Annotated in this window: 15 protein-coding genes; 1 reads left to right on the top strand and 14 read right to left on the bottom strand. The window is 67.6% G+C overall.

Annotated elements, in window-relative coordinates:
• Nucleotides 1-554: 554 nt before the first annotated feature.
• The 13 genes from B1818_RS22860 to B1818_RS22800 form a co-directional block, all read right to left on the bottom strand.
• Complete coding sequence (locus B1818_RS22860) at nt 555-1,163, bottom strand: FKBP-type peptidyl-prolyl cis-trans isomerase (protein WP_058250464.1); 609 nt, start codon at nt 1,161-1,163, stop codon at nt 555-557.
• 29 nt (nt 1,164-1,192) lie between these two features.
• A complete protein-coding gene (locus tag B1818_RS22855) occupies nt 1,193-1,657 on the bottom strand; it encodes an SRPBCC family protein (RefSeq protein WP_058250465.1) in 465 nt (154 codons plus the stop codon).
• Nucleotides 1,657-2,691: an LLM class F420-dependent oxidoreductase gene (locus B1818_RS22850; RefSeq protein WP_058250466.1), complete on the bottom strand. Its 1,035-nt coding sequence runs from the start codon at nt 2,689-2,691 to the stop codon at nt 1,657-1,659. Before B1818_RS22850 ends, B1818_RS22855 begins: the two co-directional genes overlap by 1 nt.
• Complete coding sequence (locus B1818_RS22845; protein WP_058250467.1) at nt 2,688-3,110, bottom strand: nuclear transport factor 2 family protein; 423 nt, start codon at nt 3,108-3,110, stop codon at nt 2,688-2,690. The genes B1818_RS22850 and B1818_RS22845 overlap by 4 nt, the downstream gene beginning before the upstream one ends.
• Nucleotides 3,076-4,077: a DMT family transporter gene (locus tag B1818_RS22840; protein WP_058250468.1), complete on the bottom strand. Its 1,002-nt coding sequence runs from the start codon at nt 4,075-4,077 to the stop codon at nt 3,076-3,078. The genes B1818_RS22845 and B1818_RS22840 overlap by 35 nt, the downstream gene beginning before the upstream one ends.
• On the bottom strand, nt 4,074-5,210 hold the full coding sequence (locus B1818_RS22835; protein ID WP_058250469.1) for an MSMEG_0565 family glycosyltransferase: 1,137 nt from the start codon (nt 5,208-5,210) through the stop codon (nt 4,074-4,076). The genes B1818_RS22840 and B1818_RS22835 overlap by 4 nt, the downstream gene beginning before the upstream one ends.
• A complete protein-coding gene (locus B1818_RS22830; protein WP_058250470.1) occupies nt 5,207-6,055 on the bottom strand; it encodes a carbon-nitrogen hydrolase family protein in 849 nt (282 codons plus the stop codon). Before B1818_RS22830 ends, B1818_RS22835 begins: the two co-directional genes overlap by 4 nt.
• 49 nt (nt 6,056-6,104) lie before the next feature.
• Entirely contained in the window at nt 6,105-7,535 is a 1,431-nt protein-coding gene (locus B1818_RS22825) for an MSMEG_0567/sll0787 family protein (RefSeq protein ID WP_175404273.1), read from the bottom strand.
• A gap of 1 nt (nt 7,536) precedes the next feature.
• Nucleotides 7,537-8,592 carry an MSMEG_0568 family radical SAM protein gene (locus tag B1818_RS22820; RefSeq protein ID WP_058250472.1) on the bottom strand — a complete coding sequence of 352 codons (1,056 nt, stop codon included), beginning with the start codon at nt 8,590-8,592 and terminating at the stop codon, nt 7,537-7,539.
• 174 nt (nt 8,593-8,766) lie between these two features.
• Complete coding sequence (locus B1818_RS22815) at nt 8,767-10,038, bottom strand: MSMEG_0569 family flavin-dependent oxidoreductase (RefSeq protein WP_078114111.1); 1,272 nt, start codon at nt 10,036-10,038, stop codon at nt 8,767-8,769.
• On the bottom strand, nt 10,035-10,469 hold the full coding sequence (locus tag B1818_RS22810; protein ID WP_254859860.1) for an MSMEG_0570 family nitrogen starvation response protein: 435 nt from the start codon (nt 10,467-10,469) through the stop codon (nt 10,035-10,037). The genes B1818_RS22815 and B1818_RS22810 overlap by 4 nt, the downstream gene beginning before the upstream one ends.
• A gap of 1 nt (nt 10,470) precedes the next feature.
• Nucleotides 10,471-11,382: a carbon-nitrogen hydrolase family protein gene (locus tag B1818_RS22805; RefSeq protein WP_078114109.1), complete on the bottom strand. Its 912-nt coding sequence runs from the start codon at nt 11,380-11,382 to the stop codon at nt 10,471-10,473.
• Nucleotides 11,383-11,420: 38 nt separating this feature from the next.
• Nucleotides 11,421-11,945, bottom strand: a complete 525-nt coding sequence (locus B1818_RS22800) for an MSMEG_0572/Sll0783 family nitrogen starvation response protein (protein ID WP_004019804.1) — start codon at nt 11,943-11,945, stop codon at nt 11,421-11,423.
• Between the two features lie 550 nt (nt 11,946-12,495).
• Between B1818_RS22800 and B1818_RS22795 the strand changes: the two genes are divergently transcribed.
• Nucleotides 12,496-13,182 carry a ZIP family metal transporter gene (locus B1818_RS22795; protein WP_078114108.1) on the top strand — a complete coding sequence of 229 codons (687 nt, stop codon included), beginning with the start codon at nt 12,496-12,498 and terminating at the stop codon, nt 13,180-13,182.
• Between the two features lie 142 nt (nt 13,183-13,324).
• Here the strand turns inward: B1818_RS22795 and B1818_RS22790 are convergent, their stop codons facing one another.
• Entirely contained in the window at nt 13,325-14,440 is a 1,116-nt protein-coding gene (locus B1818_RS22790; protein ID WP_078114107.1) for an alpha/beta hydrolase, read from the bottom strand.
• Nucleotides 14,441-14,457 lie beyond the last annotated feature (17 nt).

The following is a 14,457-nucleotide window of genomic DNA, read 5'->3' as shown; positions in this document are numbered from 1 at the left end:
ACACCAGCACCAACCATCAAAAGGCGACACCGACAACCGATCGGCGAAACCCTACCCACCCGTGAAAGATTCAGGCTGAGGTGCGAGTAGCGCAAGCATCAACCCACTGCTCCCTGAGGTGCGAGTAGCGCAAGCACCAACCCACCGCTCCCTGAGGTGCGAGTAGCGATAGCGACGAGCCACGAAGGGCACGAACCGATCTCACGGTTCGTGCCCTTCGTGGTTCGCTGCTTTCGCAACTGGAGGCCAGGGGTAGACAGGGTGTGAAAATCTCGTCCCCCTGAGCACGATCGAAGGGAAATATGCCCTTCGATCACGCTGAGAGGGACGGGTTTTGGCACGCCAGTGGTCCAACTGTGCGCAACCTCAGACCCCAACGGGTGAAGAGCGACGGCGACGACCTCAGCAGAGCCCCTCCCCGCTGGTTGAGCCGGCACCGAGCGAAGCGAGGCGCCCACCCCCGCTGGTTGAGCCGGCACCGAGCGAAGCGAGGCGCCGTGTCGAAGCCACCTGGTGACCCGAAATCGCCAGAGTGATTAGCGCGCTACAACCCTCTACGACGCCCCGAGAATGCTGATCTCGAAGACGAGCGTGTCGCCGACCTCGATACCGGCCTGTGGGTTGCCGGAGGCGTAACCGTCGGCCGACGTCATGGCGACGCCCACCTTCGACCCGACCTTCCGTCCCGCGATGGCCTTGCTGAACCCGGGGATCACGCCGTCGAGCGGGAACGTCACGGGGGAGCCGTTTGCGTAGGCGCTGTCGAAGGTCTCGCCGGTGCGGCCGTTCACACCGACGTAGCAGACCGACACCGACGCGGTGTCCGGCACGACGGCACCGTCACCCTCGACGAGCGTCTTGACCTGGGTCTCGTCGACGCTGAACGGGTTCTCGACGGTGATGTTGGGGGCTTCGGTCGCGGTGGACGCGACCATCTGCAATCCACCGGTGGTACCCTTCTCGCTCCACTGCGGGGTGGCGTCCGCATTCGCGGGTGCGGTCGGGCAGCTCTCCGCTCCCGCCGCCGGGGTCTCGGCGCCGCCGGTCGCCGCGGTTGCGGTGGGTTCGGTTGTGCCCGAACCGGAATCGGAGTCGGAGCTGCAACCGGCGACAGCCAGGACGAGAGCGGTGCCGAGGGCGAGGGTCACGTTCTTGATGTTCACCCTCGGAACGCTACCCGAGGCGCGGCCCCTCACCGAGAGCCTCGACCGGCCAACAGTCGAGCAGCCCGTTCGAGATCGGCCCGCACCGCTTGCGCCGCCGGCCACCGCGTCGCGGTCAGCACCAGCCCGCCGATCGCGGGCACCGTCAGCACCGCCTCGGCATGCACGTCGGTGCGGGCCTCGCGTTCGGCGAACGTCAACGTCAGCACCGCATCAACGGACCGCCACCGTCCGATCTCCTGCCACCGTCGACGAGACTCGCAGGCGGTCACCTCCATCCGCGGCGACACCCCGGGTACGACGGTGACGTCGGTCCAGCTGGTGCCGACGTCACCCGCCCGGTCACCGACCGGCCGGAGGTCGTCGATGCGACGCAGACTCGACTGCCATTCCGGTCGGTTCGTCGGGTCAGCGAGGTAGTCGAAGGTGACCTCGATCGGGGCGTCGAACGAGACCACCGTGTCGATGACGGTGATGCGGGCGGGGGAGAGCATCAGCGGATGAGCTCCGCGAGTTGTTCGACCTCGGCGACGCTGCCCGGCGACACGAGCATCATCGTCACCCCGCACGACTCCCAGACCTTGATCTGTTCACGCACGTGGTCCAGGTCGCCGACGATCGCCGAGTCGTCCACCACGGCGTCGGGGATGATCTGCGCAGCTTCGTCTTTGCGGTTGCTGCGGAAGAGTGCGGTCACCTCGTCGACGACGTCGGCGTACCCCATCCGGCGGTACACCTCGGCATGGAAGTTGGTGTCCTCACTGCCCATCCCGCCCATGTACAGCGCCAGGAACGGTTTGATCGCGGCGTAGGTGCCCTCGCGGTCATCGGTGACGACGATCTGGGCGGTTGCGCACACCTCGAAGTCTTCGCGACTGCGTCGTGCACCCGGGCGGGCGAAACCCTCGTCGAGCCACTCGTTGTACGTGTCGGCCATACGCGGCGTGTAGAACAACGGCAACCAGCCGTCGGCGATCTCCGCGGCGAGCGCTACGTTCTTCGGCCCCTCGGCGCCGAGCATGACGGGGATGTCGCTGCGCAGCGGGTGCGTTATCGGCTTGAGCGTCTTGCCCAGTCCCGATGCGCCCTCCCCGGCGAACGGCAGGGGATAGTGCGGTCCGGCGCTGCTGACCGGCGCCTCGCGCGCCCACACCTGACGCATGATGTCGATGTACTCGCGCGTCCGGGCCAGTGGCTTGGCGAACTTCTGCCCGTACCAGCCTTCGACGACCTGCGGACCCGACACACCCAGCCCGACGATGTGCCGACCGCCGGACAGGTGGTCGAGGGTCAGCGCGGCCATCGCGCACGCGGTCGGTGTGCGGGCCGAGAGCTGCAGCACCGACGTCCCGAGCCGGACACGTTCGGTCGACGACCCGAGCCAGGCCAGCGGGGTGTAGGCGTCGGATCCCCAGGCCTCGGCGGTGAAGATGCTGTCGAAGCCGGAGGCCTCGGCCGCGGCGACGATCTCGGCGTGATGGGTCGGCGGTTGCGCACCCCAGTAGCCCAGTTGCAGACCGAGTTTCACTGGCTGACCCCCTCGGACTCCGCTGTGTTCTCTGACTCCGCGGCGGCCTCGGCGGCGATCTGATCGAACTGCGCCCCCATGGCCGCGGCGACGGCCTGTGCGCCCGACAGCGGGCGGACCATGACCATGAGGTCGTCGATCTTGCCGTCGTCGTTGACGTGGATGAAGTCGCAACCGGTGATCTTCTTGCCGCCGACCACGGCCTCGAAGACGAGCGCCGAGTCGTGTCCGCCGGCGTCGTTGATCTCTCGGATGTAGCGGAAGAAGACCCGCAGCACGCCCCGCAGGATGGCCGACGTGATGGCCTTGCCCGGATACGGCTTGAACGCGACCGGACTGGTGAAGACCACATCGTCAGCGAGCAGCGCCCTCATCGCCTGCTCGTCACGCGCCTCGACGGCCTCTCGGAACTGCTTCATGCGTCGACCTCCCTGTCGATGATCCTGCGTCGACGCTAGTGGATGCCGGGCCGGTTGCGGACGGAAGGCGAGGAGCCAGCAGGACGACCAGCGCCGCCGCCAGCATCGCGATACCCACCCACCCGATCGCGGTGATGGATTCGGAGAGCACTCCGACGGCCAGTGCGGTCGCGACAGCAGGCTCGATCAGGGTGATGGTGGTGGCGGTCGAACTGTCGATCCGACCGAGTCCACGACTGAACAGCACGTACCCGAGGAACTGCGGAACCAGGACGAGGTAGGCGAGAACGCCGAGGGTTTCGGGGTGTGCGACCACGGCCGGTACCCCGACCGCGACGACCGGCAGCAGGAACACCCCGCCCAAGCCCATGACCGTCCCGGCCGCGGCGCCGCGCGGCACCGACCTGTTCATGAGCCGACGCATCGCCCACGACAACCCGGCGTAGGTGATGCCCGCGAGCAGGCCGAGGCCGACGCCGAGCGCCGACGACGAGCTCTCGCTGAGTCCGTCCGCATGCGACGACTCGCTCCGCGACACGGCCAACGCCGCACTGCCGACGATGCCGAGCGCGCATGCGATGGTCCACCGCAGGGTCAGCCTCCGCCCGTCGGCCACGCGCTCGATGACCGCCGACACCAGCGGAGCCGACGCCAACGACACGACGGTTCCGAGCGCGACGCCGCCGACCCGCATGGACCCGAAGAAGCAGAGGGGGTAGATCAGCACGCAGATCCCACCGAGAAGAGCGACCCGCCACTGTGCCGTCACCGACGACCACGCGGCCTGAATCCCGCGGGCGTTGACCGCCGCCTGCAACAAGCCGCCGCCACACATGGCCACGGCGCCGACAGTCACGGCACTGAGTTCGGGCGCCATCGCGGCGGCGGTACCCGACGTGCCCCACAGGATGGCGGTCAGGGCGACTGCCAGCATCCCGATGCGTTCGGTCCGACGGGCCTGGCTCATCCGTGGGTGCCGACCGGCGACGCCGGATGGGGGTGCCGCGCATAGAACTCGAGGTGCCGACGTGCCGCGTCGTCCCACGTGAGAGATGCGGCCAGGCTTCGGCCCGACACGATGCGGTCGGGGTCGGGCACGAGAGAGGCGTCGAGGGCGTCGGCCAGTTCGGCGACGGTCGAGGCGTAGGAGACGGTCGTACCGAAGACCTCGCGCAGGATGGGGAGGTCGCGCGCGACGACGGGACGCCCCGCGGCGAGGGCTTCCATCGCGGCCAGGCCGAAGCCCTCCTTCACCGATGGGAACGCGAACACCCGGCAGGCGGCGACCAGTGCCGGCAGGTCGTCGTCGGGCACATTCCCGAGCACGATCGGTTCGACGTCGAGTTCAGCTCGCCGACGGTCGAAGTCGGCACGGTAGTCGCGGTAGTCGAACAGGGTCTCGCCGCCCGCGAAGACGAGCTTCAGGCCCGGGTGACGTTCGCGCAGTACGGCATACGCCTCCAGAAGGTCGATGCTGCCCTTGCGCGGTTCGATCCCCCCGACGGCGAGCACGTAGTCGCCCAGCTGATCCGACCAGTGTCGTCGTGCCTCGAGAGACTCCGGGGAGTCCGACGCCGCGCTCGCGAAGCGTTCGTAGGCAACGCCATTCGGGATCACCGTCGGATGCAAGTCCCAGCCCTGTTCGACTTCGTCGGCCACCGCACGCGACACACAGATGCGGGCGTAGGGGTTGACGACGGCCTTCTCGTGGCAGTCGACGAGGATCGGTGTCGTGAACTGGTCGAGATGGTGGATCGTGCGGATGCACGTCCCGACGGCGTTGGCGCTGATGCAGTCCTGGGCGTGCACGATGTCGAAGTCGGCCGGCTCGAAGGCGGCCCGCAGGGTGTCGATGGACCGCACGATGCGTTCGGTGATCGTCTCGTTCTCCCGGTCGGGGAACGGGACGAGCCGCACCCGCACAGCCGGATCCACCGCGCGGAAGAAGCCCTCGTCGCCACCGCGGGCGAGCGACCACACCGTCACCTCGGCGCCGAGACGAGCCATCGCCTCGGCCAGGTTCAACGTATGGACGACGCCGCCACGGGGTTTCGTCGAATAGGTCAGGAGAGCGATGCGTAGACTCGGCGTGCCGCTCATCGCTGGTCCGCCGACATCGTCGACCGGTAGGTGTCCGGCCGGAGTTCGGCGAGATGACTCAGGACGCGACGGGCCCGGTCGACCTCGGCGTCGACATCGACTGTCACCGTGGCCATTCCGCCTTTCGATCGAGTGGTCGCCAGAATGTCACCGCCGGGTCCGACGACCTTGGCCTGACCGAGGAAACGCAGCGATCCCATGACCCCGGTCTGGTTCGACGACACGACGAACACCTGGTTCTCCGCGGCGCGGGCGCAGTCGTAGAGGTCGAACAGGCGGGACTGGCGGTCGGCGGGCAGGCGAGCGGCGCGGTCGGTGACGCTGGCGGGCCACGCGGACAGTGCCGCGATGATTCGCGCGCCGTCGAGGGCGAGCGTGCGCGCCGACTCCGGGAACGTCTTGTCGTAGTCGATCAGCATGCCCAGACGGCCGACCGGGGTGTCGAACGAGCCGAACTGATCGCCCGCCGCGTAGGCGAGGGCCTCGCCGGCGGGTTGATGGACCTTGCGGTGTGTGCCCAGGACACCGTCTCCGGTAACACAGACGGCGGTGTTGAACCGCTGATCATCGACCGCTTCGGTGTACCCGATACACACGGTCATGTCACCGGCGGCGGCCGCGATCGCCGCGAGTTCCGGACCGTCCGGGTACAGCGCCGGGGGCAGTTCGGCCGGGTCGGGTCGTCGAAGATCGCCGAGGTATCCGCCCAGTGAGGCGTCGGGGAAGACGAGAAGGTCGACGCCGTCGCGCGCCGCGGATTCGACGATGCCGACCGCTTTGGCGACACCGCGTTCCACGTCGCGTCCGAAGTGCGCGGCGAGGGCGCCGAGGGTGACCGTCCTCATGGGCGAAGGGTACCGGTCGGATCCGTCGGCCGGCCGGGTCGCTGGGGAATCATGCGACGCCTAGTCCGGTGACCGTCGACGCGACGGCGACAGTCGTCTCGCCGTCGGGCCACCGCAGCCGCACGCCCGGTGAGGCGGTCAGCCGGCCGCAATCGGCGGTCGTCACCGGAGCGGGAGTGGGCACAGTGCGTCGGGTGCCGGCGCGGTCGGTGCTCAGCATCGCGTAGCCCGGGAAGCAGGTGAGCCACGCACCCATCGACGCGTCGCCGGGTCGCGGCACTGCCGTCACGTCCACCTCTGCACCGGTTCCCGACGCTTCGGCGAGCATGCCGAGCGTGCCGGCGATCCCGGCCATGCTGACGTCCTTGGCCGACGCGGGACGCACCGTTGCGAGATGGGATGTCATGGCGCACAGTTCGTCGCTGCTGCGCGAACTCGTCGAGTCCCACTGCCGGTCGTGATATCCGGGTCGCCAGGAGCCGCCGAGATCCGCGTGCAGGGTGACGGTGTCGCCGACCCGGCCACCGCCCGCGGGCAGGGGACTGGGCGTCGTGCCCAGCGCGGTCACCGACAGCGCAGACGGGACCCCGACCTGCGTGTGACCGCCGAGCACGGGTGTGCGCCATGCCTCCGCGGCCGAGCCTATCCCGCGGATGATGCGGGTCAGATGCGATGTCGTGGGCGCGCCGACGGCGTCGAGGAGACCGAGCGGCCGAGCCCCCATCGCGCTGAGGTCGTTGAGGTTGACGAGCACCGAACACCAACCGGCCCACTCCGGATCGCGTTCGATCATCGACGGGATGATCGCGTCACAGGCCGCGATCACGTCGGTGCCGGGCAGCGGTACGCCGTCGTCTCCGCGGAATCCGGTAGCACCGAGACCGCCCGGTTGGTCTGCGAACGGCGCGAGTGCCTCGGCGAGAACCGCTTTCGTCCCGTCGACTGTGCGTTGAATTCGGTTGAGTGGGTAGCCCATCTCCCGATGCGACCGCTCATTGATCACCGGGCCTGGCCCGCGGTCCTGCCAGCCGAGCCTCGAGAACATCGGTACGTACCGATCCTGGACGGTGGCGTCGAACCGCAGGGCGCCCAGTTGTTCGACGTGCGCGCACGCCGCCCGCACGAGTGCCGGCCCGATCCCGGCTGCCAGGCCAGGGTCGGCGACGACGAGCCGCGACCCAAACCACCATCCGATGTCGGTGTGCTCGGACCCCGCCCACGGCGTGGGGGCGATTCGCACGCCACCCGCGATAGTCCCGTCGGGCAGTGTCGCGATCAGGACGGTGGTGCGCGGGTCGTCGTCGATGTCATCGACGTCGGTGCGGTCGAAAAGCGCCTGCCGATCGACGAATTCGCGGTGCCGCAGCACGCGATACGCCGCATGTTCTCGCGGGCTGTTAGCGACGGTGATCAGGAACTCCGACCGCGGCGTCGTGCGCGGCAGCCCGGACAGGATCGACAGCTCGCCCCGTGACAGCACGTCAGCCTCCGACCGTCGGCAGGACACTACAGGCACCGCAGGCCGCGCATCCCGCTCGCTGGTCCGACCCGGACATCCCGATGAAACTCAGATGTCCGGCCACCTCACGGGTGATCTTCTCGACGATCGCGGGGTCGGGTGCCGGGGCGTTGTCGACGTCGACGGCGAGGGTCCCGGCGTGACGCCGGAACGGCACGATGAAGGGGTACACGCCCATGTCGGCGAGTTCCTTGGCGCCGGCGATCATCTCGTCGGTGTCCTCGCCGAGACCGACGAGCAGGTAGGTCGACACCTGGTTGCGCCCGAACACCCGGACCGCCTCGGCCCACGCCGCCCGGTACTCCGACATCGGTACCGTCGACTTGCCGGGCATCCAGCGACGCCGCACGTCGTCGTCGAGGGATTCGACGTGGATACCGATGGCGTCCGCACCGGCCTCGCGGAGTTCGGTCAGGACGGTCAGATCGGCGGGTGGTTCGCACTGGACCTGGATCGGTAGTTCCGGCACGGCCGCCTTGATCGCTCGGACGCACCGGGCGAGATGACACGCCCCGCGGTCGCGTCCACCGCTGGTGCCAGTGGTCATGACCATGTTGGTCACGCCGTCGAGATCGACAGCCGCACGGGCGACTTCGGCGAGTTGCTCGGGCTTCTTCACCGCAATCGTCGAGCCGGACTTCAGCGACTCCTCGATCGAACAGAACCGGCACCGCTGGTCCTCGGCGTAGCGGATACAGGTCTGCAGAACTGTTGTCGCCAGAACATTCCGACCGTGCAGGCGAGCGATCTTCTCGTAGCTTACCCCGTCCGCGGTCTGCAGGTCGTAGAACCGGGGACGTCCGATCGCGCTGACCTCGACACCGATGTCGGCGCCGTCGTACAGCACGCGATCACCGTCGAAGACGAACGCACTCTGCGGGTTCCGCGGGATCGCGGCATGCAACCCGTCGACCATGAGGTGGCCGTCGTCGCTGGGCCCCGCCCCGCCGGTGCGCTGCACCGGCGGCTCCCCGCGAATACCGAGCAACGCCAGGTCAACTCGTGTGGATACCGTCATGGGTACTCCTTATCCTTTGCTCCCTGAGGTGCGAGGAGCGATAGCGACGAGCCTCGAAGGGCTCGTATGTTCCTCCGCTGGTTGAGCCGACTCCGAGCGAAGCGAGGCGTCGTGTCGAAGCCACCTGGTGACCGTCCTCCACAACGCAACCCCGGTGCCCACAGAACCCCAAACCTACTGCGCAACAACCAACTGCGCGCGTCCACCACGAACCGATCCAACAACATGCTCAGCCACATACCTCGCATCGCGATCGATACCAAGGAACCGCCCCGACCCCCAGGTGTGCATCCACGGCAACCCGACGAAGCTGAGCCCGGGGACTTGGGTGATCCCGCGGGTCTGCATCGGCCGGCCACCGCCGTCGAAGGCGCTGGCCTCGATCCACCGGTAGTCGGGTCGGTAGCCGATGGCCCAGATGATCGAGGTGACGCCTTCGGCCGCGAGATCGAGTTCGGTCGGATCGACCTCGGGCGCCCACACCGGCTCGTACCGCGATGCCTCTGGCGCGTCGATGCCCAGTTTCTCGATGTGTCGGTCGATGTCACCGCAGATCGAGTTGTACACAGCGTCGGCCCGGTCGAGCGCGGCCGTGAGCGTCGGCGCGAACCGCAGCGTCGAGTCCTTACCGTCACTGAGCACGCCGTACAGCTTCATTCCCTCGGTCGCGAATCGTCTGAGGTCGATGTCGCGACCGCCGTCGCGGCCGGTGACGTAGTGATTCGTCTTCTCCTGCGCGGCACGGCCGCCGGGGTACTCCTGGGTCGGCGTGTCGTAGAGACCCATGTCGGACAGCCACGTCATGCAGTCGCGGCCGCGATAGAACCGGGCGACCCGCGGTGCGTTACCGATCGCGAGATGCACCTGCCTACCGGCGAGGTGCAAATCCTCTGCGATCTGCGTGCCCGACTGCCCGGACCCGACGACCAGCACAGCGCCGTCGGGAAGTTGTTCCGGGTTGAAGTACTCCTCGGAGTGCACCTGGTGCACGGCCGGATCCAACGACGATGCGAACGGTGGCACCACCGGCAGGGGATATCCGCCGGTCGCGATGACGGCCTGGTCGCAGGTGAGCGACCGCATTCCGTCGGGGCCGTCGAGGGTCAGCTCGAACCGATCACCGGACAGTCGTTGCAGACGAGTGACTTTCGTGTGTTCGACGAGAGGTGGTTCGAAGGTTTGGAGCCAACCGTGCAACCACTCCACGACCTCGTCGCGGGTCATGAACCCGTCCGGGTCCGGGCCGTCGTAGGTGTATCCGGGGAGCTTGCAATGCCAGTTCGGAGTCACCAGCGTGAAGTTGTCCCACCGCTTGTCGGCCCACGCATGTACCGCGGTGCCGGCTTCGACGACGAGATGTTCGACGCCCGCCTGTCCCAGGTACCAGCTGACCGACAGGCCGGCTTGTCCGCCGCCGATGACGACGACCGGCACGTGTGTGTTCACGACTGCTCCTCGCTGCTGGTTGAAGCGCTACCACCGCTGGTTGAGCCGGGCCGGAGCGAAGCGACGCCCCGAGTCGAAGCCACTTCCGCGCCCCCACTGCTGGTTGAGCCGGGCCGGAGCGAAGCGACGCCCCGAGTCGAAGCCACTTCCGCACCCGGCAACGGCGGGTACATCGACACCACCTCGACCTCAGCGAAATCCGCATGCCGAGCCGCATCGAGAGCGATCTCCTCCGCCGACGCCGCTGCAGACGTGCAGGCGAAGCCGTACTTGGCGCGGACCCGCGCGCTGGCTTCGTCGAGTGCGGTGGTGGACCGTGACCGAAAGTCGTCGACCCGGTACGTACCCGGCTCGAGGTGGTCGTGCAGCACGAGGCTGGGGGAGTAGTACTGGCTGAACTGCCCGTCGGGCCAACGCACTTGGACGGTCATCTCAGGCATGCGCGAGGTCCCGCCATGCGAAGGCCGCCGACGCGTCGGGGTCGGTATCAGCCTCGACGAGCATCCCGTACACCTCAGGTCGACGGTCCCTCAGATGGAACATCCCGGCCCGCATGGCGGTGAAGCTCTCCGCGATGTCCACCTCGGCGACGGCCAGGCCGCTCCCGAGAAGGGTTGTGTCGAGGATATTTCCACCGGGATCGACGATCTTGGCGTTGCCGACGTAGCGCAGCGACCCGAAGGTGCCGCTCTGGTTGGCCGCCACCCAGAACACCTGGTTCTCCAGCGCGCGAGCGGTGTCGAAGAGATTGAACCGGTAGGTCCAGCGGTCTTCTTGCAGGTTCTCCGCCGTCGCGGTGCGGGCCGCCGGCCAGGCGGACAGGCTGGCGATGATCTCGGCTCCCTTGAGCGCCATGATCCGGGCAGCCTCGGGAAACGCCTTGTCATAACAGATCTGGAGGCCGATCCGGCCGACGGGCGTGTCGAAGACGTCGTACCCGGTGCCCGACGAGTACGACATGTTCTCGCCGAGCGGTTGATGGACCTTGCGGTAGCTGCCGTAGATGGTGTTGCCGTCGAGGACGGCCGCCGCGTTGTAGCGGGTCTCGCCGTCCTCGCCGAGTTCACAGAACCCGATCGCCACCACGAGATCTCCCACGATGGACTGCACCCGAGCGATCTCGGGACCGTCGAGGGAGATCGCCGGCGGCAACGACCGGGCGCTGTTCTTCTGGGTGTCGCCGTGGTTGCCCAGGGACGACAGGTATCCGCCGATCGCCGCCTCCGGGAACACCAGGAAGTCGACGCCCCGCGTTCGTGCTTCGGCGACATACTGTTCGATCGTCGCGTAGTTCTGCTCGAGATCGCGGGTGAAGTTGGCCGCGACGGTTCCGATGGTGGTCATGTGATTCCCAAGAGGTGGTTGTCGGAAGCTGCTGTGGGTCAGACCATGTAGGTCGAGTTGATGATCGCGCCCTTGCGTGCGTAGTGGATGAGTGCGTCTTGGACGTCGAGCGGGTGCGCGGGAATGACGCCTTCGATGAGGTCCTCTTCACGTCCGCCGTGCAGGGCGAGGCCGAAGCGGCAGCAGAACACGGTGCCGCCTTCGGAGATGAAGGTCTCGAGGGAGTTGTTGATGTTCTGCTCACCGGGAAAGCCGGAGTCGCCCGTCGTCGGGAAGCCCCGGGTGGCAAGGCAATTGATGGCGCCAGGTCCGTAGAAGTACATGGCCGACTCGAAGCCCTTGCGGAGGGCGCGGGTGGCCTGCAGGACGGCGACGAACGACACCGACGACTCGTGCGCGATGCCGTGCACGAGCGTGAAGTACGACTCACCGTTCTCCGCCTGATAGTCGGGGAAGATCTTGGTGCCGCCATAGATGTTGGAGCCCTTGGGAAGTGAGGGGTGCGGGATCTCCGCCAGCGATGCGGCGATGTTCTCGGTGATGGTTTCGTCGAAAGAAGGCACAAGAGCTCCTGGGATGGCGAGACGGTGTCTGCAGGTGGTCGAGCCGCGGGGGCGGTTCGACGTGCGAGGGTGGGTCGGGCATCATTGCCCTGAAGTGGTTCGACCGAAGATCCGGTCTCATAGAGTAGCGACTACTTGCTACGACACACAGTTCACTCGTCGTCGATTACCGAATGGTTTCCGGCGGAATAAAGAAACTGCCGATCCGTGTAACACGACCCTGGTCGGTCGACCGACACGCGCCCGACGATGTGGGCACAAAAATATCCGACGAACCGGTCGGGTCGGGGGTCTGACCGGTTCGTCGGACGAGACCCAGTGTATCCCTGCCGTCGAGACCGGGTCCATCGAGGTATCCGCAATTCTGTGACCTGTTGGATTGCAGATCCTTGATCTGCTCTTGCTCCCTCCTGTGAGAGCAACCACCAACTGCTCCCTGAGGAGGCCCGGAGCCTGCCGAGGGCCGTCACGAAGGGTCCCCGCAACCACCCACCGAACCCCCTGCGCGCGACACTCGCGATCACCCGCGCGACGGAGCAACCTTGTCCTCATGCTCACTGCAGTTCTGTACGGGCTCGCGACTGCCATCCCCATCGCGGTCGGTGCGGCGATAGGTCTGCGCTGGAACCTGCCGAATCCGATCCTGGCGACGTTGATGGCGTTCGGCGCGGGCACGATGATCGCGGCAGTCTCGACCGAACTCTTCGAGCCCGCCTTCAACCAGGCCGGCACGGGGGTGGCTGCGCTCGCGCTGTTCGCCGGGACAGCGGTCTACGTCGTCGCCGACCGTCTCGTCGAGACCAAGCTCGGGTCGTCGGCGATCGGTCCCGCGTTGATGATCGGCGTCTTCCTCGACGGCGTGCCGGAGAACACCGCGCTGGGCGTCTCGCTGACCGCGGGCGGTTCGCTCGTGCTGGTGGTGGCCATTGCGGTCGGCAATGTTCCGGAAGCGGTGAGCGGTGCGTCGTTGATGCGCCGCGAGCACGACGCGTCGATCGGCTCGGCGCTGGCGATGTGGATGTTCACCGCCGTCGTCCTGGTGGCGGTCACCGTCGGCGGCTATGCGGTGGCGGACACCATCTCGCCGACCGCGATCAGCCTCGTCCAGGCCTTCGCCGGCGGCGCAACGCTCGGCGTGCTCGCCAACTCACTGATGCCCGAGGCCTACCGCGAGGGAGGCTGGTGGATCGGTCTCGCGACCGCAGCGGGCTTCCTGCTGGCGTTCGTCCTCGGCTAAGCGCTCCCTGCGGGCGGCCCACCCCATCGGTCCCTGAGGAGGCCCGGAGCTTGCGGAGGGCAACCCACCACTGCTCCCTGAGGAGGCCCGGAGCCTGCGGAGGGCCGTCACGAAGGGTCCCGCCCACACACGGTCGAACCAATCAGTGCGTCTGCACAGCCTCCGGGTCTCCTTCGACATGCCCTTCAGCCAACTCCGACAACGCCCGGAACACCCGCTTCGACGCCTCGGCCCACGGCATGAGAATGGGGAAGACGTGGAACATGCCGGGTTCTTCGATGGCGTGGGTGGTCACGTCCGACGCCTCGAGCCTCGCCGCGAAGTCGCGAATCCCATCACGGAACATCTCGCACCCGCCCCAGCACACAAAGGTCGGCGGGAACCATGTCGGATCGGGTTCGGCGTTGACCGGCGACACCCGGGCGTCGTTCGGCTGGACGCCGTGCAGGTACGGCGTGACCGGAATGCTCCACGGGAGGATGTCGTAGGGGGCGTTCTCGGTGATCGACGGGTGGTCGAGGTCCAGGTCGATCTCCGGGGAGAACAGCGCGAGTGCACCCGGCCGCGGCAGGTCGAGGTCCCGAAGGTAGGCCACCAGCGACGCCGCGAGCCCACCACCGCCGGAGTCGCCGGCGACGATGATGTGGTCGGGGTCGACGCCGCGCCCCAGCAGCCCGCGGTAAACATCCGCGGCGTCGTGAACGCCTGCGGGGAACGGGAATTCGGGTGCCATCCGATAGTCGGCGATGAACACCTCGTGCCCGGAGATCCGCACGAGCGAGGACGCGAACGCCGAGTACATCATCGGCGAGGTCCCGATGTATCCACCGCCGTGCAGGTAGAGGATCGTCGCGCCGATCTCCTCCTTCTCGCAATCGTCGTCGACGTAGGCGTCGGAGCTGGCCTTGGCGCGACACCACAACCCGGGCACTCCGCCGACGATGTCGTCGGTGAGTTCGACGCCGTCGGTCAACTCGACGAAGGGCGGCATGACGACGCGGCACACGTCGTCGAGGATCTTCTCCATCGACCGGAACTCCTCGATCGGCAGTCCCATCGAGTAGCCCATGAACGCGCGGATGGTCTGGCGGGTGACGGACTGGCCGAGGTTGTCGAGCAGCCCGGACGGACCCGACCACGGCTTGCGGAACGGCACCCGCGCGAGGCCGTTGATCATGCTCTGCGCGAGTCCGACGACGGTCAACGCGGTCACCGGCGCCGACGCGGTCTGGACCTCCGGACGATCAGCCATCACCATGCCGCTCAGGGTAGCGA

This window comes from Gordonia sp. IITR100 (genome assembly GCF_002009645.1).
Lineage (GTDB): Bacteria > Actinomycetota > Actinomycetes > Mycobacteriales > Mycobacteriaceae > Gordonia > Gordonia hongkongensis.
This window is presented reverse-complemented; position numbering and strand designations above follow the sequence as displayed.

What these genes read in the sequence shown, in the direction of transcription:
- B1818_RS22855 (WP_058250465.1), bottom strand. Translation starts at nt 1,657, where the DNA reads ATGCTCTCCCCCGCCCGCATCACCGTCATCGACACGGTGGTCTCGTTC.
- B1818_RS22830 (WP_058250470.1), bottom strand. Translation starts at nt 6,055, where the DNA reads ATGAGGACGGTCACCCTCGGCGCCCTCGCCGCGCACTTCGGACGCGAC.
- B1818_RS22835 (WP_058250469.1), bottom strand. Translation starts at nt 5,210, where the DNA reads ATGAGCGGCACGCCGAGTCTACGCATCGCTCTCCTGACCTATTCGACG.
- B1818_RS22790 (WP_078114107.1), bottom strand. Translation starts at nt 14,440, where the DNA reads ATGGTGATGGCTGATCGTCCGGAGGTCCAGACCGCGTCGGCGCCGGTG.
- B1818_RS22810 (WP_254859860.1), bottom strand. Translation starts at nt 10,469, where the DNA reads ATGACCGTCCAAGTGCGTTGGCCCGACGGGCAGTTCAGCCAGTACTAC.
- B1818_RS22840 (WP_058250468.1), bottom strand. Translation starts at nt 4,077, where the DNA reads ATGAGCCAGGCCCGTCGGACCGAACGCATCGGGATGCTGGCAGTCGCC.
- B1818_RS22820 (WP_058250472.1), bottom strand. Translation starts at nt 8,592, where the DNA reads ATGACGGTATCCACACGAGTTGACCTGGCGTTGCTCGGTATTCGCGGG.
- B1818_RS22805 (WP_078114109.1), bottom strand. Translation starts at nt 11,382, where the DNA reads ATGACCACCATCGGAACCGTCGCGGCCAACTTCACCCGCGATCTCGAG.
- B1818_RS22845 (WP_058250467.1), bottom strand. Translation starts at nt 3,110, where the DNA reads ATGAAGCAGTTCCGAGAGGCCGTCGAGGCGCGTGACGAGCAGGCGATG.
- B1818_RS22795 (WP_078114108.1), top strand. Translation starts at nt 12,496, where the DNA reads ATGCTCACTGCAGTTCTGTACGGGCTCGCGACTGCCATCCCCATCGCG.